A 25,540-nucleotide genomic window follows, 5' to 3' on the forward strand; every position below is an offset into this window, starting at 1 on the left:
GTTTCATTCAGTTCGTCACAATTATAACATAAAAAACGGTCAATATATGACCGTTTTCGAGTTTATGACTGTTTTTTTAACCATTCATCCAATTCTTGAACGAGTTTTGGATGAATCGGCGCATCGATTACTTCTCGATACTCTTTGTGCAGCATGAGAAGCGAATGGGGTGACTCCCGTGTCACGAGCAGATGATTCATATCATCAATGATCGATGAGGTGACCTCCCCTTTTGTTTGAATCATATGGACGTGTTCTGGTGGGACTTGCACATCACGCCCCCCGGTAATCGCAAGAACCGGGACGGTCACATGCTCCAATCGCTCTCGGACGTCATAGGATGCATGTTCTCGAATCCATTTCGCATTTACGACTTGACCTCGATATTTGAAAGACGAGACGTTCGTCCGTAAAGAACGCTCTAACAAATCGTCCTGTCGCTGCCTAACTTTTTTGGCAACGCCCGTCAACCGGTAGAAGAGACCTTTTATCCCTTTCACATGTTCGATGTCTTTAGCGAGTGCATCTGCTTGGTATAAGAACATCTGCTTGGACGCTTCATGGAAACCGGAAAGTAAGATGAGTCCATCCGCCTTCGTCTCAAGTTGAACGGCAGGAGCAAGGACGGCCCCTTCACTATGACCAAGTAGATATAAGCGATTCACATCGGCCAATTGTCGAATGGTGCGTACGACAAGAATCGCATCGTTAATCAAGTCATGTAAGCCGACTTTGTTGAAGTCTCCATCTGACTTCCCGATTCCTTGTTTGTCATATCGGAACACGTTATATCCATGGTCATACAACGCTTCTGCCAACTTGGCATACGTGTTAAAACCGACACCACCCATATTGCCGTCGCGGTCACTCGGCCCACTTCCGCTCAACATGACAATCGTCGCCCGAGGCTCCTCATGGGAAAGAAAAGTTCCTGCAATCGTTCCATATGCTGTCGTAATCGTCATCTCTTGTTTCATCGTATCGCCTCCATTACTATCATACCCGAAACCGACATCTAAAAAAATATGTCGCCGTCTTCTCAGACAGCGACAATGATTAGGTCAGTCAGTTAGCCAATCGTGCATCCAATCGACCGCACCCGTTAATCCATCTTCCGACAGCCGTTCGAACGTATCTTTCTCCGTGAACACATGCCAACTTCCCTCTAATGAATCACTCAACATCAAATAAGGGATTCCTGCTTCATCGTAAGCGTCACCCGGTGAACTTGCCAACGAACGCACTTCTAGTTCAGCGAATGGCGCCCGTTCTAGTACTGGATAAGATTTCATCCCTTTCGTCCGAACGTATAGTGGACCATCACCAGTCCCAAGAATATCGAGCATGACGACCGTTTCCACTTTTTCTTTTTGCTCCCCTAGCCGTTCAAGGAAATCGTCACTCGCTTCTCTAGAGTCGCCGTTTCCATTCAAAAAGACATATCGAATCGTATAGTCTGGCATTTCCTCGTTCATCACCTGCATCAGATGATATAAGACCGTAGACGGACCGACGGCAGACAAATAATGGGCTCCGTGCCAGGAAGAATCGAGTCGTGACATGAGAATGATCTCCCGTTCCGATTTTCCTTGTTGGACAAACTCGACATATGAGATCTCTTCACGAAAAGGTTTGACTCGAATCATTTCCCCGTCCTTCAGTTGTTCAGCCGTATCCAAGTCTACCCCTGTACCATCTAACTTCATATAGGATGACGTGAAAACGAAACCCGTCTCATATGGGTCGTCTTCATAAGGGGTGATCAGGTATCCTGCAGCTCCTGCAGATGCGAGCTCTGACAAGTACGCGTTCGCTTCCTGGTCATTCAAAACCTCACCTGCGTAATCGACGGTATACGCATCCTCGATGTTGTCATATGAAAACTTTGTTGTCGGTAAGACGACCACTTTTTCTTTCACATCCGGAATGTCTTGTCCCCACGTCATATGTAGAATCGTACCTTTGAACGGTTGATCAAACGTCATCGATGAAAACCCCTCATACGTTTCGTCCCCCACTTCAATCTCAGTCCAGCCGGTTATCCGTTCTGTGTAAAGGAGGTTTCGATCCATGTCGATAGGTAACTCGGTTCCGAATGATTCAAAAAAGTCGGCACTCTCCCAACTATCCGCATTTCGATCAACTGATGAAATATATTCCGCGGTCTCGAGCGGCGTCGAATAAATTGGATTGAAGAAAAGAACAACTGTCGCGATTGAACGCAACAAACTAAACACGATGATCATGACACGATCTCCATTCATCAATAAATTGCTATGTATACCATTTTTTATTATATACAGCTATTTATGGTCTGACTATTCAATTTTTTATCAATTTAAATATAATTTTAGAAACTGAATGTCATATTCCGACCACAAGAAAAGCCCGTTCGAGTTGAACGGGCCCCTTGTAAATTTTGAAGCTTATACGCCTTCATATGCTGCGTACATAATCTCTTTCAATTCTTCAACGAGCGGCATTTTCGGGTTGGCCGTCGTACATTGGTCTTCGAATGCGTCGACTGCCATCTTGTCGATCTTCGCATCGAGTTCTGCTTTCTTGATGCCTTGCGCCTTGAACGAAAGTTTGATGTTCAAGCGTTGACCGAGCTCGATGATTGCTTGGACGAGTGACTCGACACCTTCAGCTGTCGTGCTTGCTGGAAGTCCGAGGTAACGCGCGATTTCTGCATAACGTTCGTCTGCGATGAATGACTCATATTTCGGGAACGCCGCAAGTTTCGATGGGCGTGTCGCGTTGTAACGGATGACGTGTGGCATGAGGATTGCGTTCGTACGACCGTGTGGGACGTGGAACTCTCCACCGATTTTGTGAGCGATCGAGTGGTTGATACCGAGGAATGCGTTCGCAAACGCCATACCCGCCATCGTTGAAGCGTTGTGTACTTTCTGACGAGCTTCCGCATCGCTACCGTTTTCATACGCTTTTGGTAGGTAGTCGAAGATCATCTTGATGGCGCGGAGGCAAAGTCCGTCTGTGTAATCATTCGCCATGACGGAAACATATGCTTCGATTGCGTGTGTCATGACGTCCATTCCTGTATCAGCCGTGATTGAAGCTGGGACGGTCATGACGAACTCTGGGTCGACGATGGCGACGTCTGGTGTGATCGCATAGTCAGCAATCGGATATTTCACGTTACGTTTTTTATCTGTGATGACTGTGAACGGTGTCACTTCAGAACCTGTACCAGACGTTGTCGGGATGGCGATAAACATTGACTTGTTACCGAGTGTCGGGAACTTATATGTCCGTTTGCGAATATCCATAAATTTCTGGCGTAGATTCGAGAACTTCTCTTCTGGACGTTCGTAGAAGAGCCACATGCCTTTCGCAGCATCCATCGGTGAACCACCACCAAGTGCGATGATCATGTCTGGCTGGAAGTGACGCATCGCTTCGGCACCGCTCATGACCGTTTCAACAGATGGATCAGGTTCGACCTGGTCGAAGATGCGGTACTCGACGCCAGCAGGCAAGTTTTTGATGACTTTGTCAGCGAATCCGAGTTTGACCATCATTTCATCTGTGACGATCATCGCCCGTTTTTTCGTTGTGAGCGATTGAAGATATTGTACTGAGTTTTTCTCGAAATAGATTTTTTCAGGTACTTTGAACCATTGCATATTCACGCGACGTCTCGCCACCTTTTTCACGTTGAGTAGATGTTTCGCCGTCACGTTTTCTGAGACGGAGTTTTTACCGTAAGACCCACAACCGAGCGTAAGGGATGGTGTCATTTCGTTGTAAAGTTCACCGATTCCACCGTGTGCTGAAGGCGAGTTGACGATGATGCGGCAAGCTTTCATACGGAGACCGAACTCAAGGATGGCATCGTCATCTGTTGAGTGGATGACAGCCGTATGACCGAGACCACCAATCTCGAGCATTTTTTCAGCGATTGCGAATCCTTCTTCACGTGATTGAACTTTATACGCACCGAGAACCGGGCTTAATTTTTCGTGAGAGAGAAGTTCCGTTGCGCCAACTGTTTCAAGCTCTGCAATCAAGATCTTCGTATCCGCTGGTACTTTGAGACCTGCCTGTTCAGCGATCCATGCTGCCGGCTTCCCGACGATTTCAGGGTTGACCGCACATGTATCCGTCCGAATGACGAGCGTTTCAAGTTTTGCTTTTTCTTCTGGTGAACAGAAGTAGCAACCGAGTGCCGTCATCTCTGCTTTCACTTCTTCATATACTTCTTGGTCGACGATGATCGCTTGTTCAGACGCACAGATCATACCGTTGTCGAACGTTTTTGAAAGGATGACGTCTGAGATGGCGCGTTTCACTTTCGCAGTCTTATCGATATAGGCTGGTACGTTACCAGGTCCGACACCGAGAGCCGGTTTACCAGTTGAGTAAGCGGATTTGACCATTGCAGCCCCACCCGTCGCAAGGACCATCGCCACGCCAGGGTGGTTCATGAGTGCTTTCGTCGCATCGAGTGACGGAACTTCAACCCATTGAATTAAGTTTTCAGGAGCACCTGCCGCCACTGCTGCGTCACGAAGGACACGGGCCGCTTCACTTGAACATTGTTGCGCTGATGGATGGAACGCGAAGATGATCGGGTTACGTGTCTTGATGGCGATGATTGCTTTGAACATCGTTGTCGATGTCGGATTCGTGACCGGTGTGACACCAGCGACGACACCAACTGGCTCCGCGATGTATGTGATTCCGTTTTGAACGTCATCTTCAAGGACGCCGACCGTTTTCTCACCACGGAGTGAGTTATAGATATATTCTGTCGCAAAGATGTTTTTGATCATCTTGTCTTCAAAGACACCGCGACCTGTTTCTGTATGTGCTAATTTCGCGAGTGCGACGTGTTGCTCGAGTCCTGCAAGCGCCATCGCCTGTACGATATGGTCGATTTTCTCTTGGTCGAACGTCATCAACGTATCAAGTGCTTTATGCGCACTGGCTACGAGCGTGTCCACCATTTGTTCTGCCGTTGTTTCCACTTTTGCTTTCTCTTTGACTGCCATGTTAGGTTCCTCCTCATAAGTGAGAGCTTTTAATGAACATATTGACTTGATGGAAGCACGTTATGATGACTGTTTTTTAGAGATTGTGCTTTCCTTCACATTCATAGAATACAATGTTTTTCAGGTTTTGTGGGTGACAACAATGTGAACTCTTTCACAATATTTTTTTATCAATTGTTGATAGCTCTTGATTTTTGTATGCGTCCTCAGTAAAATCGAATGCGTTTTCATGAAAATATATCAAACCTTAATGTAAACGCTTACATATTTTGTGTCGATTCAATCTCTACTATGATGTATCAATCATCACATCAACCCGTTTTTAGGTTCAACTGCACCTAACTCGTGTATAATGAAAATAGAACCTAACTAGGAAGTGAATCTATTATGCCGAAACAAGATGCAGCGGACCAGTTTGTCAAACTGATTCCTTTAATTCGTCGTAAATTGTTACGTCGATCTGATTTTCCTCAAATTCCAAACCTGAACTTCTCTCATTTCCATCTATTGATGTTGATTGAGGACGAGGGGGCTGTCACGAATGGACGAATCAGCGAGACACTCTCCATCGCGCCACCGAACGTTACCCCGCTCATCACGAAATTATTGAACGAGGGGTATATCACGCGGGTGCCAGACGAGCGGGATCGCCGCGTGATTTGGAATCAACTGACCGAGAAAGGTGAACGGATCTTACTTGAGCGCAGAGACTCATTCCGTAGACTATTCGAGGAACGTCTCGCCTTTTTGAATGAGGACGAAACTGACCGACTCTTTGAGAGTTTGAAGACACTTACAGAGATTGTCGAGAAGATGGACAAAGGTGATGAGTAAAACTTTTCTCGTCAATTCCCACAACTTCTTATATAATCTGTAATGAATCTACGTACAAATGGAAAGAGAGATGACATGTAATGGGTCGTAAATGGAACAACATTAAAGAGAAGAAGGCGTCAAAAGATGCGAACACGAGTCGCGTCTATGCGAAGTTCGGTCGCGAGATTTATGTGGCCGCCCGTCAAGGGGAACCTGATCCTGAGTTGAACCAGTCATTAAAATTCGTTGTGGAGCGTGCGAAGACGTATAACGTGCCCCGGGCGATCATCGATCGTGCCATCGACAAAGCCAAAGGTGGCGATGAGGAAAATTTCGATGAGCTTCGATATGAAGGGTTTGGTCCGAATGGTTCGATGGTCATCGTCGATACATTGACGAATAACGTCAACCGTACGGCTTCAGAAGTTCGTGCCGCGTTCGGTAAAAACGGAGGCAACATGGGAGTCAGTGGCTCGGTCGCATATATGTTCGATGCAACTGCCGTCATCGGTGTCAATGAAATGTCGGCAGATGACGTCCTCGAACTCATGATGGAACATGACCTTGATGTGCGTGATGTTATCGAGGAAGACGAGACGGTCATCGTCTATGCCGAGCCAGAAGCGTTCCACGCCGTTCAAACTGCATTCAAGGCTGCCGGTGTAGAAGAGTTTGCCGTTGCGGAATTGACGATGCTCCCGCAGAACGAAGTGTCACTCGATGACGCTTCGCAAGAACAGTTTGAAAAACTAATCGATGTGCTCGAAGACTTGGAAGATGTGCGCCAAGTGTATCATAACGTCGAGATGTAACACGTAAGCGATAACTTTCACGAGTTATCGCTTTTTTTCATATTCGATTTGACAAGGGTCACATCATATGTTAAATTTCAAAAAGTCTTTATCATATTAAAGTGATACCAAGAGAAAGAAAACGCGAAAGGTGTTGGATCGATATGAACGCAGTATTACTTGCAGTCATCGTCTTATTTGCGCTCGCCATCAGCCGAGTGCACATTGTATTATCATTAATCTTAGCGGCGCTTGTCGGAGGGCTTGTTGGAGGACTTGGGTTCAACGATACGTTGACCGCCTTCAGTGACGGTCTTGGTGGTGGAGCGAGCATCGCACTCAGCTACGCGCTTCTCGGTGCATTCGCTGTCGGGTTATCGAAGACGGGGCTTCCGGACGTCTTAGCTGAAAAATTGATTTCAATGTCAGGTCGTGACGTATCAGGCAAGCGTGTGATGTACGTTAAAGCATTCCTGTTGTCACTCATCTTATTGTTATCCATCAGCTCTCAAAACGTGCTTCCGATACACATCGCCTTTATCCCGATTGTGATTCCGCCGTTACTCGTGCTGTTCAATGAGTTGAATGTAGACCGTCGTCTCGTAGCGACCATTTTGACGTTCGGTCTTGTGACACCATATATGTTGTTACCTGTCGGGTTTGGTGGGATTTACTTGAATGAGATTCTCATCGCGAACGTTGAAGCGAACGGCTTGACTGTCGGAGACGTCAACATCATCTCGATCATGGGCATCCCGGCATTAGGGATGGTCGTCGGATTGATAGCGGCGTTCATTCACTACCGGAAACCGAGAACGTATGACACGATTGCACTCGGACCAACTGATTATGAAGTACGTCAAATGAGTGGTTTGAAGATGATCATGACACTCGCTGTCGTTCTCATCGTCCTCATCGTTCAATTGCAGACCGAGTCGATGATCGCCTCTGCGGTGACCGGTTTGATCTTGCTTTCAATCTTCCGCCTGATTCCATGGTCTGAGGCAGATGATATCTTCACAAGCGGCATGCGCATGATGGCATTCATCGGGTTCGTCATGATCGCCGCAAGTGGATTCGCTGCCGTCATCCGCGAGACAGGTGCGATCGAACCGCTCGTCAACGGAGCGAGCGATTTGATGGGTGACTCTAAACTCATTGCCGCTCTCGTCATGTTGCTCGTCGGCCTTGTCATCACGCTCGGAATCGGTTCAAGTTTCTCGACTGTTCCAATCATTGCAGCAATTTTCGTCCCGCTCTGTGTACAATACGGCTTCTCAGTCGAGGCAACGATTGCCATCATCGGGACTGCAGGAGCGCTTGGGGATGCAGGTAGCCCAGCGAGTGACTCGACACTCGGACCTACGAGTGGATTGAACGCTGACGGTCAACACGATCACCTACGTGAAACGGTTTGGCCAACGTTCTTACACTACAATATTCCACTCATCATCTTCGGTGTGATTGCCGCGATGGTGCTTTGATCATTTTTTCCGTCGTGAATAAATGGTTCCTAATAAAATGAGGATGAGAATAAACCAGATTCCCGTATACATGAGGATTTCGGTGAACATAAAACTCCTCCTAAACAAAAGATAAGGAGCGACGGCTGTCGCTCCTTTTTATGATGAGGTTTTTAATTCGGTCATGCAAGTATCGAGATACGCATCGACGACCTCTGCTACTTCTCGTCCTTCACGAATCGCCCATACGATCAAGCTTTGCCCTCGCTTGGCATCCCCCGCGACAAAGACGTTTTCCGTTGCCGTCTGGAAATCTTTCGTCTTCTCGACACCGATTTTCCGCAACTCGTGCTCTGGTCGTTCAAATCCAATGGCGACGAGGATCAAGTCCGCCGGATACGTCTCTATTGAATCTTCCTCCACGAAGAAGGTTGCCTGACCATCCGGGTTGACGACTTTCGTCATCCGTTCTGTTTCAATCCCTGTGACACGTCCTTCTTTCGTGACGATTTGGTTGGAGCGAATCAAATACGTTCTCGGGTCTTTCTCATAGACCGCGAGTGATTCCGCATACGCATAATCCGTCGTAAGCGTGTCCGGTTGAAGTGGCCAAGGTTTCTCTGGTGCACGAAGCAACCCTTTTGACGGGTGCTTCCCAAACTGAACGACTGATTTTGCACCTTGACGGATTGCTGTCGCCACACAGTCGGCTCCTGTATCTCCACCCCCGATGACGATGACATTTTTATCTTTGGCGTCATGTTCTGGTGATCGGGTCGTTCCTTTTCGCTCGTACATCGATGCCGTCAAATAATCCATCGCCATTTCAACACCACGTGCATCATCACCGTCAATCCCGAGCGTGCGCTGTTTCTGAGCGCCAGTCGCGAAAATCACCGCATCGTATTGGTTCCGAAGCGCCTCCACTCTCACATCCGTACCAACCTCAATGTTCGTCTGGATGACAATTCCCTCTTGTTCGAGCAACCGAATACGACGTCTCACGACATCCTTATCCAGTTTCATGTTCGGGATTCCGTACATGAGTAGCCCTCCCGGTTCATCCGCCTTCTCAATGATGGTGACCGAATGTCCGAGTTGGTTCAGTTGGTCGGCAGCTGCCAATCCAGCCGGCCCACTTCCGATGATGGCGACTGTCATCCCGCTTCTTCGATGAACCGGTCTTGGTTTCACCCAACCTTCTTCAAACGCCCGATCGATGATGGTTCGTTCAATCGATTTGATCGCAACTGGATCTTCACTGATTCCGAGTGTACAAGACCCCTCACACGGTGCGGGACAAACTCGACCCGTAAACTCCGGGAAGTTATTTGTCTCCATCAATCGGTGATACGCTCCCATCCAGTCCGATTTGGTCACAAGCTTGTTCCACTCCGGGATATAGTTGTGAATCGGGCACCCAATCGTCTCTTGTCCAATCATATCCCCGACATGACAGAATGGAGTGCCACAGTCCATACAACGTGCAGCCTGCTGTTTGACGGATTCGTCATCCATTCGTGTCGCATATTCTTCATAATCCTTCACTCGCTCATCTACAAGACGCTCAGGTAGTGTGGACCGTGCGATGTTTAAAAAGTTATGTTTCATGCGTTACCCCCCTCAGTCACAACCCGGAACAATTCAAGTGCTCGGTCCGCTTCGCTCAATTCCGGTCGATTCGCCTCGATTTGACGCATAACGTCCAATACATTCGCATAATCTCGAGGAACGACCTTTACAAAGTGAGAGCGAGCTTGTTCGAACGACTCTAAAATAGTCCGTGCTTTAACACTGTCTGTATGAAACTGATGCGCTTCGAGAAGTGCATAAATTTGTTCCATATCTTCATCGTTCAATTCTTTCACGACGGAGACGAGCTCCTCGTTGACGAGTCGATCGTACGCTTGATCCCCATAAATATATGCGACGCCACCTGACATGCCGGCTGCAAAGTTCCGTCCGACATCACCAAGGACGAGAACCGTTCCCCCGGTCATATACTCACATCCATGATCGCCGACTCCTTCGACGACTGCCGTCGCCCCGGAATTTCGAACGGCAAAACGCTCGCCGACGTGACCGTTAAAGAAAGCTTGTCCGCTCGTCGCTCCGTACAAGCAGACGTTTCCGGCAATCATTTGTTTACTTTCATCAAACGGTGCATGTTTTTCAGAGATCAATGCTAATTTCCCACCGCTCAAGCCTTTCCCGATATAATCATTGGCATCCCCGATGACGGAAATGGTGATTCCTCGCGGTAAAAATGCTCCTAAGCTTTGTCCGGCTGACCCACTGAGGCGAAGCGAGATGGTATCGTCCGCTAAACCGACCTGACCGTGAACTTTCGTCACTTCAAACCCCAACTGTGTCCCGACGGCACGATCGGTGTTTCGGATGCGACCAACGAAGAAGGTCGGTTGCAACGAGTTGATTGACCGTGAGACTGCCGGAATCAATTTTCGGTGATCATAGGAACGGTATGCCGGGTGAGCGACTTCTTCACGCTCAGGAAGTGGTGTCGGCATCGAGAGCATCGGTGCTAAATCTAACCGTTTTGCTTTCGGATGTTTCGTCTTCCATTCACTCTCTTCAAGAAGATCCGTTCGACCAATCACGTCGTCTAATGATGTCACACCGAGTGATGCTAAAATTTCTCGTACTTCTTCTGCCAAGAACGTCATCAGGTTGACGACGTGTTCTGGTTTCCCCATAAACTTCTGACGAAGCACAGGGTCCTGTGTCGCCACACCGACCGGACACGTATCTAAATGGCATGCACGCATCATAATACATCCAAGAACGACGAGCGGTGCTGTCGCAAACGCAAACTCTTCCGCCCCGAAGATGGCAGCTAGGACGATGTCTCGCCCCGTCATGAGCTTTCCATCCGTCTCAAGTGTGACTCTCCCCCGTAACCCGTTCAACGCGAGCGTTTGATGCGTCTCTAAGAGTCCAAGTTCCCAAGGAAGACCTGTGTGCTTGATTGATGTCTTTGGAGAAGCACCGGTCCCACCATCATATCCACTGATGACAATCGTATCCGCGTTCGCTTTCGCGACACCGGCTGCAATCGTCCCGACGCCTGACTTCGAGACAAGTTTGACACTGATTTTCGCCTTCGGGTTCACATGCTTTAAGTCAAAGATGAGTTGGGCCAAGTCCTCAATCGAATAAATATCGTGATGTGGAGGCGGTGAGATGAGTCCAACCCCCGGAACGGATCCACGCACTTCGGCGACCCATGGGTACACCTTATTTCCAGGAAGTTGGCCACCCTCACCCGGTTTTGCCCCTTGCGCCATCTTGATTTGAATTTCATCGGCATGGTAAAGATATTCTGCCGTCACCCCGAATCGTCCGCTCGCGACTTGCTTGATGCGGCTGATGCGTTCGTTTCCAAACTCATCCGGGACGAAGCGGGCCCGGTCTTCCCCGCCTTCTCCAGAGTTACTTTTCGCACCGATCTGATTCATGGCGATAGCGAGCGTTTCATGCGCCTCTTTCGACAAGGACCCAAATGACATCGCGCCTGTCTTAAAACGGCGAACGATCGACGTGACTGGCTCTACTTCTTCGAGCGGGACAGGACGTTGTGTTTTAAATGCAAACAACTGTCGAATGAACTGTCCTGATGATTCATGCAATTTCACATAAGCATCATAATATTTACGTTCATTCTCACGACAGGCACGTTGCAACAAATGAATCGTCTTCGGATTGAATGCATGTTCTTCTCCGTCTGCACGCCATTGGAAATCACTTCCCGCCTCGAGCGGACGATTCGTCGCATAGGCGGACGTATGGAGGGTTCTCGCTTCGTCTTCAAGTTCTTCAAATCCGATTCCAGACAGTTGGGACGTCGTTCCCCTGAAATGCGTCTCAATCAAATCACGATCTAATCCGACGGCTTCGAAAATTTGGGCCCCACGGTAGCTTTGAATGGTCGAGATGCCCATTTTCGACATGATTTTGACGATGCCTTCGACGACTGCTTTTTGATACGAGCGAATGGCCTCTTCAAATGAATGCGCGATTTGTTCTCGTTCGACTAAGTCTCCTATCGTCGCATAGGCTACGTAAGGATATACCGCATCTGCCCCATACCCAATCAAAGTCGCTGCCTGATGCACTTCTCGAACTTCACCGCTCTCACAAATGAGACTACAGTTCGAGCGCAAGTTCTCTCGAATCAAGTGTTGATGGACCGCACTCAGTACGAGGAGAGACGGCATCGCAATCCGTTCATTACTGACGAAACGGTCAGATAGGATGATCACGTTCGCACCATTTCGTACAATCTGGCTGACCTGTTGCAAAAGGGCTTCAAGCGACGCCTCTAAGTCATTCGTAAACGTTGTATCGACTCGTTCGACCCTGAGCTTCTCGGCAAGTTGCTTGAGGGTTGCCCCATCAATCATCGGATGATCTAACCAAACACGTTTCGCATGACCTCGTCCAGTATGGACCGGATCTCCTTGCGGACCAATCCAAGTAAACGTAGCCGTGACAATTTTCTCCCGTAACGCGTCGATTGGCGGGTTGGTCACTTGCGCAAAGTGTTGTTTGAAATAGTGGAACAAGGAACGGGGCCGCGTCGAGAGCACCGCGATTGGTTGGTCATGCCCCATCGAGCCAATTGGATCTTTTTCGTCTTTGATTAACGGAACCATGTACTGTTCAATGTCTTCTTTCGTATATCCAAACGCACGTTGCACACGTCCGAGTTCAAGTAGTTCTTCTTCAACGATCCCACGATCCTCAATGGTCATCATCTGCTTAAGCCATTTGTGATAAGGCTCTGACTTCGCAATCGTCTCTTTAATCTCATGATCAGGGATCAATCGTTTTTCAATCAAGTCGATCAACAACAACTGTCCTGGTCTCAGACGTTGTTTGGACTTGACGTTCTCTGCTTCAACCGGAATGACTCCTGTTTCAGAGGAGAGAATCAATTCCCCGTCCAATGTTTCGACGTAACGCATCGGACGCAAGCCGTTACGATCTAAAATTGCTCCGATTTGCCTTCCATCTGTGAAGACGACTCCAGTCGGTCCATCCCAAGGCTCCATGATGGATGAATGATACTGATAAAAGTCGCGCTTGAACGGTTCCATCTTTCCTTCGACAAATGGTTCAGGAATCAACATCATCGCCGTGTGGGCGATCGAGCGACCTGTTCGTGTGAAGAATTCAAAAGCGTTATCGAGCATGGACGAGTCGCTCCCATCCTCTTGAAGCACAGGGAACAAGTGTTGAACGTCTTCGAATAAGTCTGTTGACGTGACCCCTTCCCGTGCTCGCATCGCATCGATATTTCCACGAAGCGTGTTGATTTCCCCGTTATGGACTATCATGCGGTTCGGATGTGCTCGTTCCCAAGAAGGGAACGTATTCGTCGAGAAACGAGAATGGACGATGCCGAACGTGCTTTTATAGTGAGGAGATTGCAAGTCCAAATAAAATGCGGCGATTTGATTTGGCGTCAACATCCCTTTATATACGATCGTTCTCGTTGACAGGCTTGCGATATATAGACGTAATGATTCGACTTTTTCGATTTTCCGACGAAGTTCATAAAAGACGCGTTCATTCGCATCCTCGTCTAGGAATGGACATGAGATAAACCATTGATAGATGACCGGTTGTGTGACCCGCGCATGTTCCCCGATTTGCATCGGGTCGACAGGTACTTCGCGCCATTCGATCGTCGAACAATCCAGTTCATCCGCCATCCGTTCCATCAACGTGATTTTTTCGTGAAGCTGATTCTCAGACGGCTGAAAAAAAACCATTCCGACAGCGTAACGACCGAGTGACGGAAGGTTCATGGTTTGCGTAAACAATTCGTGTGGAATCTCAGTCATGATACCCGCCCCATCACCAGCATCGATGACACCTTCTCCTCCTCGGTGCTCTAAATTACATAACATGGAGAGCGATTTTTGAACGATTTCATGTTTCTTTAGCCCATGTAGATTGACGTAAAGTCCAATCCCACACGCATCTTTCTCAAATTTTGAGTCATACAAACCAACTCGACTCATCTCATCGACCCCTTTCACTCACAGTTTCGTAATTAACATTTTGTTCTAAATATTCTGAAAAATCAAGTGAGTTGCATGCATTTTTGCATAATAGAAATCTCATTTAGTCATATTGAAAGCGTATACATGACTGTTATCAATGTATTTATCGTTTTTAGTTATGTTCAATAAAGAATAAATATCCATAAATATTATTTATTTATAGGTTCTTCAGAACATAAAAAAAGGATATCCAGAAGATACCCTTTTCTTGATTATTGTCCTACTGTTTTACGCGGATGTTGTAAAAACGATTTCGGACGTTTCCACAAAATCAATCCGATATACCCAATCGCAAGCAATGCGAGGGCGCTGACAATCACAACATAGAGTGTGCCTTCTTCGATTCTCGCAAAGATTCCGATATACGCCCAGACGAATACGAGTGGATAGATGAAATCATGATGCCACCACATAAAGAGAAGGGCAAGAATCACACCGACCATCAGCATAAGAGAGGTCCAGGCGAGTTCATCAAGACCTAACAGCGACGTGATCTGTTCCGTCTTCATCACAACGAACGTGTTGACGATGGTCGCGACTGATACCCAGCCGATGTAGATGGAGAACGGGAACCGATCGAGCCAGCTCGTAGACGTCCGAAAAGCGATATAATACAACCAGCACAGCGTAGCCAGGAACACCACCATGATGACAAGTGAGACGACGAACCATTCGTTCGTGAATGCCAATAGCCATAAACCATTCAGCACGCAAGAGACTAAAAATCCGGCTTTCATCCGCTCGGCTTGACGATTCGCCGTCGTCCCTTTCTTCAACTGGAGCACCAACCAGACAAGTAACGCGACATAGATGACACCCCAAATCGAGAAGGCGTACCCTGCCGGCTTAAAGTAGATATCGATGCGGTCCGAAACCGCCGCGTTGTCGCCGCTCGCGAAATAGTTGATGACGACGGTCGCTAAAAAAGCAACCCAGTTTACAATCGGCCATTTTGATAAGTCCATAAGCACGATCTTCTAAATGAAGATCAAACACCTCCTTTTTTAACATAATATTAAATACCCGCATCCATGTGACTCTACACGTACAAAGGGGCTCGCATATGCGAACCCCTTCTCCATTAAAAGTCGATTTCGTCTGGATCTGGTCCGAGACGTTCTCCTGTCGCCACTTGATCGATCTTCGCCAAATCGTCCGCATCGAGTGAGAAGTCGAAAACATCAAAGTTTTCACGGATTCGATGTGGTGTCACCGATTTCGGTAGCGCGACATGACCGGATTCAAGGTGCCAACGGAGCACAATCTGAGCCGGTGTCTTCCCGTGTTTTTCTGCAATTTCAGAAAAAGCAGGGATGTCTAAAAACTTACCTTGCATGAGTGGACTCCACGCCTCGATCTGAATCCCTTCATCTTGGCAGTAATCCAACAAATCAGGTTGCGGGAGTTGTGGATGAAGTTCAACCTGATTGATGAGTGGCGCCATCAGACCGGCTTCTTTCAACGTTTCTAAATGGTGTTCTTTAAAGTTGGATACACCGATTGCTTTGATTTTTCCGGCTTCATATAAATCGATGAGATCTTTCCACGCATCGACGAACCCATCAACCGGCCAATGCAACAGACAAAGGTCCAAATAATCTGTCTGGAGTCGTTTTAACGAGTCTTCGAATGCCTCTTTCGTTTTGCCTTCACGAATGTCATCATTCCAAATCTTCGACGTGATGAACAATTCAGAGCGGTCTACACCTGAGAGATGAATTCCCTTCGCAACGCCCTCTTCATTTTTATAGATTGCAGCCGTATCGATGTGACGATAGCCTGTTTTGATCGCTTCAACGACAGCAGCTGGCGCCTCGGTTTCATTATCGACCTTCCAGACCCCAAAGCCGATCATCGGAATTTCGACCTTATTTCGTAATGTAGCGTAAAGCATCTCATTCATCCCCTTTTCATTCTAACGAGATGATTTTATCATACCCGACAATTTATTTCGGAAAACTAAATCGTCAAATCTTTTCGGGTGAATCGGAAGAACGAGAGTGCTGAAAAGATGGTCAAGAGACCGAGTAACCAGATGAAATGGATGCCCCAATACTCCTCACGCATGATGGCACCTGCGTCAAAGAGAGAGAAGAATGAGAGGTTTGACATCCAATCGAATTGATCGCTCACTCCTTGGATGATATTCATCACGAGAAAGAACGTGAATATCCCGCCCGTCACCATATAGGATTTACTACTATCATCGAATAGACTCGCAATCACATAAGCGGCCACGCCTAGGACGAGCAACATGAGCGCCCCATTCAATTGAAGCATCCACAGAACCGCATAATCGATTTGTAAATCGAACAGAAGGTCCGCTACCATTAAACTCAATCCATTTAGACCGACAAATAGCCCGACTGCCACAATCAACACAACGAAGCTTGACATCACATACGTGACCCGAGAAATCGGTGCTGCCATATACAACATGATTTCTCCAGAATCGACCGGTTTGGCCAAGAGTTTCGAGGCGAAAGTCAATGCGAATAAAACCGCGAGCACGTAAAAAATCAACCCATAATAGTTGCTCGACAATAGATTGAGAACGTTGTCCATCGCCATCGACGCGTCGATTTGGAAGACGTCGAGAAGCTCAGGTGGCAACGATTCTAATTTCGCCTCAATTAAGCCTGTTTCTTGAATAGATGGGAAGATGGCGGCTAAGAAAAAGAGATATACGCTGGTCCCGATTGAATATCCAAGAATCCAACTGCGATTCTGTTTCAACATGGAGCGAATTAACATGTCATGTCGCCTCCCCGTAATACTGCATGAACAAATGTTCGAGCTCGTCTGTACCGCTTGACAATGATTGAATCTGGAAATCCGCCAACGTTCGAATGAGATGGTTCAACTCTGATGGTGTGGAGATGGTGACCTCGACATGCATGCCGTCCCGTTCACCAGAATCGGCCGCGAATCGAACGGCTTTCGCTTCCGTTGAAAATTCGATTCGATACCGTTTCACGCTATGTTGTCGTAATTGTTCCATATCCTCTTCGATGATGATGCGTCCATCTTTAATCAACGCGGCACGGTCGCACGTCCGCTCCATCTCAGGGAAATGATGAGAACTCATGAGAATCGCTTTCCCTAATTGCTTTTCTTCAATTAACCAATCGACTAGACGCTCTTGCATGAGCGGGTCTAATCCGCTCGTCGGTTCATCCAAAATATAGACGGGCACATCTTTCATGAAGCAGGTGATGATAGCAAGCTTTTGCTTCATCCCTTTTGACATCTTCCGTACTTTCGTCGCCTCATCGAATGAAAACCGTTCACGTAATTGCCGTTCACGATCCGGATTCGTTTTGTGCAGATGGCGCGTCAATCGAATGATTTCTTCCCCTGTCATGTTTTGGGGATAATTAATTTCTCCCGGCAAATAGCCGACGCTCTGCTTCACTTGCTCCGTCTCCTGCCAACAATCGAATCCGTTGATAGTCGCCTTGCCTTCACTCGGCTTCAACAGACCCATCAAATGTCGAATCGTTGTGGATTTCCCAGCGCCGTTCGGTCCGATGAATCCGAAGATTGTTCCTGGTGTCACTTGAAGGGATACATCAAAAATGCCATGTGTATCATCAAATCGTTTCGTCAATCGCTGAATCCGAATCATCTCGACCCCTCCTTTTTTGTAATATCTTAACAATATGATTACAAAACTAGTATATCACGTTCTTTTTTGAAATGGAAATGGTATATTGATTACAAAACTAGAGAAAGGAGCGCTTCGATCAATGGATGGATTTGCGAAACGTACCGAAGAAAAACAACAAGCGATCTTACGTGCCGCTTATGACTTGATGACAGAGAAGCAATCCCGATTTAAAATCAGTGAACTAGCGAAACGAGCGCATGTATCCCCTGTATCCATCTATAATTACTTCGGTTCAAAAGACCAGGTCATCGTGGAAATCTTAAAACAAATGACAGAAGAGCAGATGAGTTGGATTGAACAGGCGATTGAGTCGAACGCTCCCTTCGATGCGTTACTCGTCGAGATCCTAAAACGAAAAATCCAGACGGCGGTTCTCTTTGACGAGACCATCACAGCCATGATTCAACAAGACCCGAACTGGGAACAGCTTGCGACTCGAGGATATACTGCTTTCGCCCGGTTGATTGAATACGGGAAGGCCCAAGGGTCAATCGATTCGACGTTATCCACTTCTTCTTATTTACGCTATGTACAATTCATGCAACAGGCTATCCTGTCCGATCCTCAGTTTTCAATCGAGAATATGAAGGAAACGATGGACGTCTACTTTCATTTCTTTTTGAATGGGGTCATGAAACGGTAAAAGGTGACTGTCTCAAGCAAGCAGACAGTCACCTTTTTTATGTGTGATAGATAAAGTCTTCAATTGGATAGAGCGATAGATCCACTTCCGCGTCTCCTGTCAGAACGAGGTCACTCAACACTTTTCCGATGAACGGGCCGACCGTCAAACCGGATGATCCCAGACCGTTCGCGACCAACAGTTTTTCTGCCCCAGGCACCCTTCCGAGTACGGGAATTGAATTCGGTGTAACCGGACGGAAGCCGACTTTCGTCCCCACGAGTTCTGCCTCGGAAAGTCCAGGTGCCGACTCCAAACCTTTCGTCAGTATTTCGTGTACACCGATTGCAGTCGGACGAACGTCGAACGCTTTTCCTTTCTCATGTGTCGAACCGATGACCACTTTCCCGTCGTCAAATCCGAGTAAATAGCGGCGTCGTGGCGGCATGACGACCGGCCAGTCAGATGCATCTGTATCCTTCAACTGGACGTGGACGAGCTGGGCCTTTTCCCCTTCGACTCGTACCGTATATCCAAGAGGCTGTAACAGCTCCGGTAACCAAGCACCCGTCGCAAGGATGATTTCATCCGCTTCATATCTCACTCCGTCACACTCCACACCAATCTCATCTCCGCTCGTCAACCGTGCTGAACCGTTGACAAATGTGACGCCACGCTTGATAGCGACTCTCTCAAGTGCAGCGCGAAAGCGACCGCCGTCGACTCTAGCCCCTCCTGTCACGAAGAGTGCATCGTATTCATCGGATAACGGTGGGAAACGATGTTGTGCCTCTTCAGCAGTCAGTCGTTTGAGTTCACCGATTTCTGGCGCTTCTTCTCGACGAAGCAAAGTTCGCTCCATCATCTGGTCGAGCTTTGTTTCTTCATGGAGCGCAAGCGTCCCGACACGTTTGTATCCGGTGTCCGTCTCCCCTTCAGCCTCCAGCTCTTTGACGACCTTAGGATAATAGCTTGCTCCGCCTTTCGCCAGTGCATACCAAGCTTTGTTGCGTCGCTGCGCAATCCACGGACATACGATTCCAGCCGCGGCATCCGTTGCTCTTCCTTTTTCTTTCCGGTCAATGACCGTTACATCCGCATTACCAGCTAAATGATAGGCAGCTGAAACACCGACGATCCCTGACCCGATAATCACTATTTTCTTCATCATAAATCTGTCTTGCTCAGACAGATGGACACATCCTTTCGTAAAAAAATCATCGACCCAACGGATCGATGATTGATTCTTATTCTCTCATCGCTAGACGATAAAGTAAATCTAACAACTCGATGTAGAGCCACACGAGCGTGACGATTAATCCGAATGCCGCGACCCATTCCAACTGTTTCGGAGCCCGAGCTTCGACTTGACTTGCGATGAAGTCGAAATCTAAGACGAGAGCGAGTGAAGCGACGATGACAATCACGAATTGAACACCGATCGCAAGTGGGCTTGAACCGGTCATGAATGCCAAGCCTGAACCGAACAAACTCATAACGAGTTGCACAAGATATAACAACATGACTGTGAACATGGCTGCCATGACACCGGCTTTAAACTTCTGGGTCACTTTGACAAGCCCTGTCGTATAGACAAACCACATCGCAAAGGCGACGACAAACGTCGTTAATACGGCACGTCCCACAATACCAGGGACCATCGCTTCAAAGAAATACGAAATCGATCCGACGAAGACACCTTCGATAATCCCGTATAGGGGTGCGACGATCGGAGCCGTATTTGGTTTAAACGTGATGAGCAAAGCAAAGATAAAGCCGAGGATGAGTGACCCGATCATGAGCGGGAACAAGAGCCCTTCTCCAATCGTCGGGACGACAAGCCATGTCGTACCGGCTGCCGCTGTCACGAGTAAAAGCAAGGTGAACACTTTAGACCATGTTCCCGCTTTCGTCATCGGTTCGGCACTGTAAGCTGAGGACTGCATTGATTTACGAAGTAATGGATTCGATTTTAAGTTCAACGTTGAATAGCTCCTTTATGGTTCAGTTACTGTTTTGCGAACACGTCGATGAACGCGCGCATATAATCTGGTAAGTCTGGCGGACGACGACTTGAGACGATATGTCCGTCGACGACGACCGGCTCATCATGCCAAATCGCTCCCGCATTTTCCATGTCATCTTTGATTCCAGGCGTGCTCGTCACGTTCACCCCGTCTAGAATGTTCGCAGAAATCAACACCCAACCGGCGTGACAGATTTGACCGATTGGTCGTTTTTGTTCATCCATATAACGGACGAATCCTTTCACCGAATCGAAACGGCGCAATAAGTCAGGAGACCATCCGCCTGGCACGAGGATCGCATCGAACGATGTAATGTCCACATCATCAAACGCCACGTCAGATTTTGCTGGCACACCGTATTTACCGATATATGCGTGATCGGCCTTCTCCCCAGCGAGGATCACGTGCGCTCCCTCTTCACGAAGGCGATGCACCGGGTACCAAAGCTCTAAATCCTCGAAGTCATTACTGACAAGTTGAAGGACTTTCTTCCCTTGTAGTTTCATCAAACCCCTCCTTTTATTCATTCCCCATTATACCCGAAAGCGACAGTCACGAAAACGAAGAATCATGATTGTTTTTCCAGGATATTGATTGTGGATGATTCTTACCACTATATCTTGTGTTTCCTCCCTACAATTGATACCTTTAGTGGTAGAAGAATGAGAAGGAGGCACATCACCTATGAAGCAATATCATGACTTATGTCGACACATCCTCGACCAAGGTGTCGTAAAGGAAGACCGGACCGGGACCGGGACAACGAGTGTATTTGGTTACCAAATGCGTTTCAATCTGCAAGAAGGGTTCCCCCTGATTACGACGAAAAAATTACATATCCGTTCCATCATTCACGAACTATTATGGTTCATCTCAGGAGAGACAAACGTCCGATACCTTCAAGAAAACGGGGTCCGTATTTGGAATGAATGGGCAGACGAGGAAGGTAATCTGGGTCCGGTGTACGGTTCACAGTGGCGTTCATTCCCACGCCCGGACGGCTCGTCCGTCGATCAACTGGCTCAAGTGATTGAACAAATCAAAACGAATCCAGATTCGAGACGGTTGATCGTGTCGGCATGGAACCCAGGACAGCTTGACGAGATGGCCCTCCCGCCATGTCATCTATTGTTCCAATTCTATGTCGCTGACGGGAAGCTCTCGTGCCAGTTATATCAACGAAGCGCCGACACCTTTTTAGGTGTTCCATTCAACATCGCATCGTATGCACTTTTGACGCACATGGTCGCCCATGTGACTGGTCTAGAAGTTGGCGATTTCGTCCACACCCTCGGAGATGCTCATATTTATCATAACCATCTCGAACAAGTGGAACTTCAACTGTCGCGTAACCCGCGTCCGTTACCCCAACTCAAGATTGTCCGTGACGTATCTTCAATTGAATCATTCCGTTTTGAGGACTTTGAGATTCTCGGATATGATCCACATCCACATATTAAAGGAGAAGTGAGCGTATGATTTCACACGTCGTCGCATATGGGCAGAATCGGGAAATCGGGAAAGACAATGATTTATTATGGCGATTGCCAGATGACTTGAAACACTTTAAATCTATCACGTCTGGTGGCACGGTCGTCATGGGAAGAAAGACGTTTGAGTCCATCGGTAAAGCGTTGCCGAACCGACGCAACATCGTCGTCACATCTGATGTTTCCTTTTCAGCCGATCAAGTCGAAGTGTGGCATGATTTAGAACGTCTCGTCGAAATGAGTCAACAGGAGGAATGGTTTGTCATCGGTGGGGCCACGTTATATGAACAGACGATGCCGATGACGAGCCGGATCTATGCAACGGAGGTCGCTGCATCGTTCGAGGCCGATACGTATTATCCCGAACGGATTGGGGAATGGTCAATTACGAGTACAATCGACCACCCGCAAGACGAAACACATGCATATGCCTTTTCATTCAAACAATACGACAAAACAGACATCGCATCATGATGTCTGTTTTTAGTCTGGCAATTTTTCCAACCACTGTTCAATTTTTCTCGTGATAACCTCGTCTTGTTCTCCATCCGCATAATCGTCATAGATTGCTCCGAGTTCAGACGCCGTTCGTTTCGATACAGCAAGAATGTGACTATATTTGCCTCGTTGCTCTTTCACAGCAGACAACGTCCCTTTCGCTTCTTGCGCACGCGCATCATCCAAGACGAACATCTCGATATTGTCATTACAAGAATACGCCTCGTAAGGACGGTATACAACTTCATATCGGCGATGCTCTTTGGGGAGTCGATCAGCAAGCGAAGTATAGGTATTGGCAGACATCGTCACATAGGCGATTCGCTTCTCCTCACGAACAGCAGAAGTGTATCGGACGACACGATTTCGACCATCTCGTTTCGCCTTATACAGCGCCTCATCTGCGTAGGCACACCACTCTCCAAGTGTATAGCCAGTCTGGCAGACTCGGGTGTATCCAATCGACACCGTCACCTGATGATCGTATGGAAACTCCATCTCTTCGATGCGAGTTCTGACTCGCTCAAGTACCGATTCGACGATCGCACGGTCTGAAACGTTCAAGAGGATCAAAAATTCTTCGCCTCCGTATCGGATGAGCTCATCACTAGAGCGAATGGCATGACGGATTTCTTCAGAAACACGATGAAGCACATCATCCCCATACGAGTGACCGAACGTATCATTCAATTGTTTGAAGTGATCGATATCGAGAAGTGCGACAGCAAAACTCTCACCAGACCGCTCCAATCTCGAGATGAACCGAGAAAAGGTCGCCTTTAAATACTTACGGTTGAAAGCACCCGTTAATTCATCCACGAGTAACGCTTTTGATACGAGACGGGATTTTTCAATATGTAGCCCAAGACGCACCAATCGTTCCTCCATCGGCACCCACGATTCCCAATAATCGTCGAATCCATATGAATAGGCAGCAAGACGATAGTGTTCATTCGTTCCGATGACAATGAGGGGAACGTAGAGTTTTCTCATTTTGCTAACGAACGATTGGATATCTCGCTCTTTAAATTGTGGCCATAATTCAACGTCCATAATGATGGCTTTTGGCACATCCTCATAATCGTATTCCACGGCTTCTTCAAGGGTCTGCAAAAATACTGGACGTGCCCCGAGCTTTTCAACGCGCGACTTGTAACGGCTAAATGTGGAAAAGCTTGCGGATAAGATAAGGACGAGATCTTCGTCCTCTTGTTCAATCCCCAAGACGGTATGGATATAACGTTTCACAGGAGAGATCAAGGTCAAAGCTTCCGCTTGTGTAAGGACGCTTGGCAACTCCTTCGCGTCAGACTCGACACGACTAAAGATTTCTAACAAATGCATCAACCGTCGTTGCCGAACTTCCTTCTTCATCCAATCGAGTAGAAACTCGATATCGCTTTTGGGAATTTGTCTCGACTCCGATATCTTTTTCAAAATCATATGTATACGCTCAGTGAGTTGACCTTGCTCCATTCCCGTCCCCCCCTATGTTCGTACTCCCCGAATTCTCTTATGTTTCGATTATGCGACTTCTCAGGATAAAATACAACTATTTCCTTATTTATTTTCTGTTGTTTTACATATAACTAGGACCTACGTCCTAAAAAAGACATACTAAAAGCGGTCTTGCGACCGCTTTGTGTTATTTTTTCACTTTTAAGTTTGGTGACGTCATTTCCTCCGGACGAATCCATTGATTAAATTGCTCTTCCGTTAATAAACCAGTTTCTAAGGCTGCTTCTTTCAAAGAAGTACCGTTTTTATGTGCCAATTTCGCAATTTTTGCCGCATTTTCGTAGCCAATATGCGGGTTAAGTGCTGTAACGAGCATGAGTGACTGTTCCACATTACGTGAGATCACTTCATGATTTGGTTCGATTCCGACAGCGCAATGATCATTGAACGAATGTAAGCTGTCCGTCAATAGACGACAAGTCTGTAGGAAATTATACATGATGACTGGTTTGAAGACGTTCAATTCAAAGTTCCCTTGACTCGCCCCGAAACCGATTGTCGCATCATTTCCGAGTACTTGTGCGGCAACCATTGTGAGCGCCTCACTTTGAGTCGGGTTAACTTTACCCGGCATGATTGAACTTCCTGGTTCGTTCTCCGGAATGGTGATTTCTCCGATTCCTGCACGTGGTCCAGAAGCCAACCATCGCACATCGTTCGCAATCTTCATCGCGTCCATCGCTAAGGCTTTTAATGCACCATGCGTGAAGACGAGTTGATCGTGACTTGTAAGGGCGTGGAATTTGTTGACGGCTGTTACAAACGGTTTGCCCGTCTCATCTGAGATTTTCTTCGCTACAACTTCACCGAACTCAGGGTGTGCGTTGATCCCTGTTCCGACAGCCGTTCCTCCAAGTGCAAGCTCCGTAAGTGGTTCAATCGTGCGCTCGATCATCTGTTTTGACAATTCAAGCATCCGGACCCACCCACTGATTTCTTGACCGAGTGTGACCGGCGTCGCGTCTTGAAGGTGCGTCCGACCAATTTTGACGATATCCTTAAACGCCTCCGCTTTTTGTGAAAGGGTTTGATAAAGCGAGTCGATTGCTGGAAGGACATCATCTTGTACGGAAAGGATGGCGGCGATGTGCATCGCGGTCGGATACGTATCATTCGAGCTTTGCGATTTGTTGACATCATCATTCGGATGAATCGTGATAGATGCTCCACGAGCCTGTAACTTTTCGTTCGCAAGATGCGCAATGACCTCGTTGACGTTCATGTTTGACTGCGTGCCCGATCCTGTCTGCCAGACGACAAGCGGGAATTCCGCGTCATGCTGCCCTGCTAAAATCTCATCTGTCACCTCTGCGATGATCGCTGCTTTCTCTTCCTCGAGTACACCGAGTTCAGCGTTTGCTAAAGCTGCACCTTTTTTCAAAATGCCAAATGCGTATACGATTTCAAGCGGCATCTTCTCCGCACCAATTTTAAAGTTTTCAAGACTACGTTGCGTTTGTGCTCCCCATTTCGCCGTAGCTGGAACTTTAATTTCCCCCATTGTGTCCCGTTCGATCCGATAATCCATTTATAATTCC

General features: G+C 47.5%; 20 protein-coding genes. 6 read left to right on the forward strand and 14 right to left on the reverse strand.

Annotated elements, in window-relative coordinates; all coding sequences use genetic code 11:
• Nucleotides 1–62: 62 nt before the first annotated feature.
• The 3 genes from KNO69_RS07010 to adhE all read right to left on the reverse strand — a co-directional run bounded on the left by KNO69_RS07010 (nt 63) and on the right by adhE (nt 5,018).
• Complete coding sequence (locus tag KNO69_RS07010) at nt 63–977, reverse strand: alpha/beta hydrolase (RefSeq protein ID WP_214817007.1); 915 nt, start codon at nt 975–977, stop codon at nt 63–65.
• Between the two features lie 84 nt (nt 978–1,061).
• Nucleotides 1,062–2,246 carry a zinc-binding metallopeptidase family protein gene (locus tag KNO69_RS07015; RefSeq protein WP_214817010.1) on the reverse strand — a complete coding sequence of 395 codons (1,185 nt, stop codon included), beginning with the start codon at nt 2,244–2,246 and terminating at the stop codon, nt 1,062–1,064.
• Between the two features lie 180 nt (nt 2,247–2,426).
• Nucleotides 2,427–5,018 carry a bifunctional acetaldehyde-CoA/alcohol dehydrogenase gene (gene adhE / locus KNO69_RS07020; RefSeq protein ID WP_214817013.1) on the reverse strand — a complete coding sequence of 864 codons (2,592 nt, stop codon included), beginning with the start codon at nt 5,016–5,018 and terminating at the stop codon, nt 2,427–2,429.
• A gap of 387 nt (nt 5,019–5,405) precedes the next feature.
• Here adhE and KNO69_RS07025 point away from each other — a divergent pair, with 387 nt between their 5' ends.
• The 3 genes from KNO69_RS07025 to KNO69_RS07035 all read left to right on the forward strand — a co-directional run bounded on the left by KNO69_RS07025 (nt 5,406) and on the right by KNO69_RS07035 (nt 8,109).
• Nucleotides 5,406–5,852 (forward strand): MarR family winged helix-turn-helix transcriptional regulator, encoded by a 447-nt coding sequence (locus KNO69_RS07025; RefSeq protein ID WP_211781262.1) that lies wholly within the window; start codon nt 5,406–5,408, stop codon nt 5,850–5,852.
• A gap of 80 nt (nt 5,853–5,932) precedes the next feature.
• Entirely contained in the window at nt 5,933–6,646 is a 714-nt protein-coding gene (locus KNO69_RS07030) for a YebC/PmpR family DNA-binding transcriptional regulator (protein ID WP_012726206.1), read from the forward strand.
• A 143-nt stretch (nt 6,647–6,789) separates the two neighbouring features.
• Nucleotides 6,790–8,109 (forward strand): Na+/H+ antiporter family protein, encoded by a 1,320-nt coding sequence (locus KNO69_RS07035; RefSeq protein WP_214817016.1) that lies wholly within the window; start codon nt 6,790–6,792, stop codon nt 8,107–8,109.
• A gap of 138 nt (nt 8,110–8,247) precedes the next feature.
• Here the strand turns inward: KNO69_RS07035 and KNO69_RS07040 are convergent, their stop codons facing one another.
• The 6 genes from KNO69_RS07040 to KNO69_RS07065 all read right to left on the reverse strand — a co-directional run bounded on the left by KNO69_RS07040 (nt 8,248) and on the right by KNO69_RS07065 (nt 17,805).
• A complete protein-coding gene (locus KNO69_RS07040; protein WP_214817019.1) occupies nt 8,248–9,699 on the reverse strand; it encodes a glutamate synthase subunit beta in 1,452 nt (483 codons plus the stop codon).
• Nucleotides 9,696–14,135, reverse strand: coding sequence for a glutamate synthase large subunit (gltB, locus tag KNO69_RS07045; RefSeq protein WP_214817022.1), 4,440 nt, complete (start codon nt 14,133–14,135; stop codon nt 9,696–9,698). The genes KNO69_RS07040 and gltB overlap by 4 nt, the downstream gene beginning before the upstream one ends.
• A gap of 254 nt (nt 14,136–14,389) precedes the next feature.
• Nucleotides 14,390–15,142: a tryptophan-rich sensory protein gene (locus tag KNO69_RS07050; protein WP_214817024.1), complete on the reverse strand. Its 753-nt coding sequence runs from the start codon at nt 15,140–15,142 to the stop codon at nt 14,390–14,392.
• 116 nt (nt 15,143–15,258) lie between these two features.
• Nucleotides 15,259–16,071 (reverse strand): aldo/keto reductase, encoded by an 813-nt coding sequence (locus tag KNO69_RS07055; RefSeq protein WP_078146830.1) that lies wholly within the window; start codon nt 16,069–16,071, stop codon nt 15,259–15,261.
• Nucleotides 16,072–16,136: 65 nt separating this feature from the next.
• Nucleotides 16,137–16,931, reverse strand: a complete 795-nt coding sequence (locus KNO69_RS07060; RefSeq protein WP_214817025.1) for an ABC transporter permease subunit — start codon at nt 16,929–16,931, stop codon at nt 16,137–16,139.
• Between the two features lies 1 nt (nt 16,932).
• On the reverse strand, nt 16,933–17,805 hold the full coding sequence (locus KNO69_RS07065; protein WP_214817027.1) for an ABC transporter ATP-binding protein: 873 nt from the start codon (nt 17,803–17,805) through the stop codon (nt 16,933–16,935).
• 121 nt (nt 17,806–17,926) lie between these two features.
• Between KNO69_RS07065 and KNO69_RS07070 the strand changes: the two genes are divergently transcribed.
• On the forward strand, nt 17,927–18,490 hold the full coding sequence (locus KNO69_RS07070) for a TetR/AcrR family transcriptional regulator (protein ID WP_214684379.1): 564 nt from the start codon (nt 17,927–17,929) through the stop codon (nt 18,488–18,490).
• Between the two features lie 37 nt (nt 18,491–18,527).
• Here KNO69_RS07070 and KNO69_RS07075 read toward each other — a convergent pair whose 3' ends face one another.
• The 3 genes from KNO69_RS07075 to KNO69_RS07085 form a co-directional block, all read right to left on the reverse strand.
• Entirely contained in the window at nt 18,528–19,640 is a 1,113-nt protein-coding gene (locus KNO69_RS07075; protein WP_353047482.1) for an NAD(P)/FAD-dependent oxidoreductase, read from the reverse strand.
• 76 nt (nt 19,641–19,716) lie between these two features.
• On the reverse strand, nt 19,717–20,451 hold the full coding sequence (locus KNO69_RS07080) for a Bax inhibitor-1/YccA family protein (protein ID WP_074037099.1): 735 nt from the start codon (nt 20,449–20,451) through the stop codon (nt 19,717–19,719).
• Between the two features lie 26 nt (nt 20,452–20,477).
• Nucleotides 20,478–21,002 (reverse strand): type 1 glutamine amidotransferase domain-containing protein, encoded by a 525-nt coding sequence (locus KNO69_RS07085; protein WP_074037100.1) that lies wholly within the window; start codon nt 21,000–21,002, stop codon nt 20,478–20,480.
• A 178-nt stretch (nt 21,003–21,180) separates the two neighbouring features.
• Here KNO69_RS07085 and KNO69_RS07090 point away from each other — a divergent pair, with 178 nt between their 5' ends.
• Nucleotides 21,181–21,975, forward strand: coding sequence for a thymidylate synthase (locus tag KNO69_RS07090; protein WP_214813259.1), 795 nt, complete (start codon nt 21,181–21,183; stop codon nt 21,973–21,975).
• Nucleotides 21,972–22,460 carry a dihydrofolate reductase gene (locus KNO69_RS07095; protein ID WP_078146824.1) on the forward strand — a complete coding sequence of 163 codons (489 nt, stop codon included), beginning with the start codon at nt 21,972–21,974 and terminating at the stop codon, nt 22,458–22,460. The genes KNO69_RS07090 and KNO69_RS07095 overlap by 4 nt, the downstream gene beginning before the upstream one ends.
• A 9-nt stretch (nt 22,461–22,469) precedes the next feature.
• Here the strand turns inward: KNO69_RS07095 and KNO69_RS07100 are convergent, their stop codons facing one another.
• Together KNO69_RS07100 and fumC are read right to left on the reverse strand one after the other, a co-directional pair.
• Entirely contained in the window at nt 22,470–23,960 is a 1,491-nt protein-coding gene (locus KNO69_RS07100; RefSeq protein ID WP_078146823.1) for a GGDEF domain-containing protein, read from the reverse strand.
• A 169-nt stretch (nt 23,961–24,129) separates the two neighbouring features.
• Nucleotides 24,130–25,530: a class II fumarate hydratase gene (gene fumC / locus KNO69_RS07105; protein WP_214817030.1), complete on the reverse strand. Its 1,401-nt coding sequence runs from the start codon at nt 25,528–25,530 to the stop codon at nt 24,130–24,132.
• Nucleotides 25,531–25,540: the final 10 nt, after the last annotated feature.

This window comes from Exiguobacterium sp. s131, assembly GCF_018617345.1.
Classification (GTDB): Bacteria; Bacillota; Bacilli; order Exiguobacteriales; family Exiguobacteriaceae; genus Exiguobacterium; species Exiguobacterium profundum.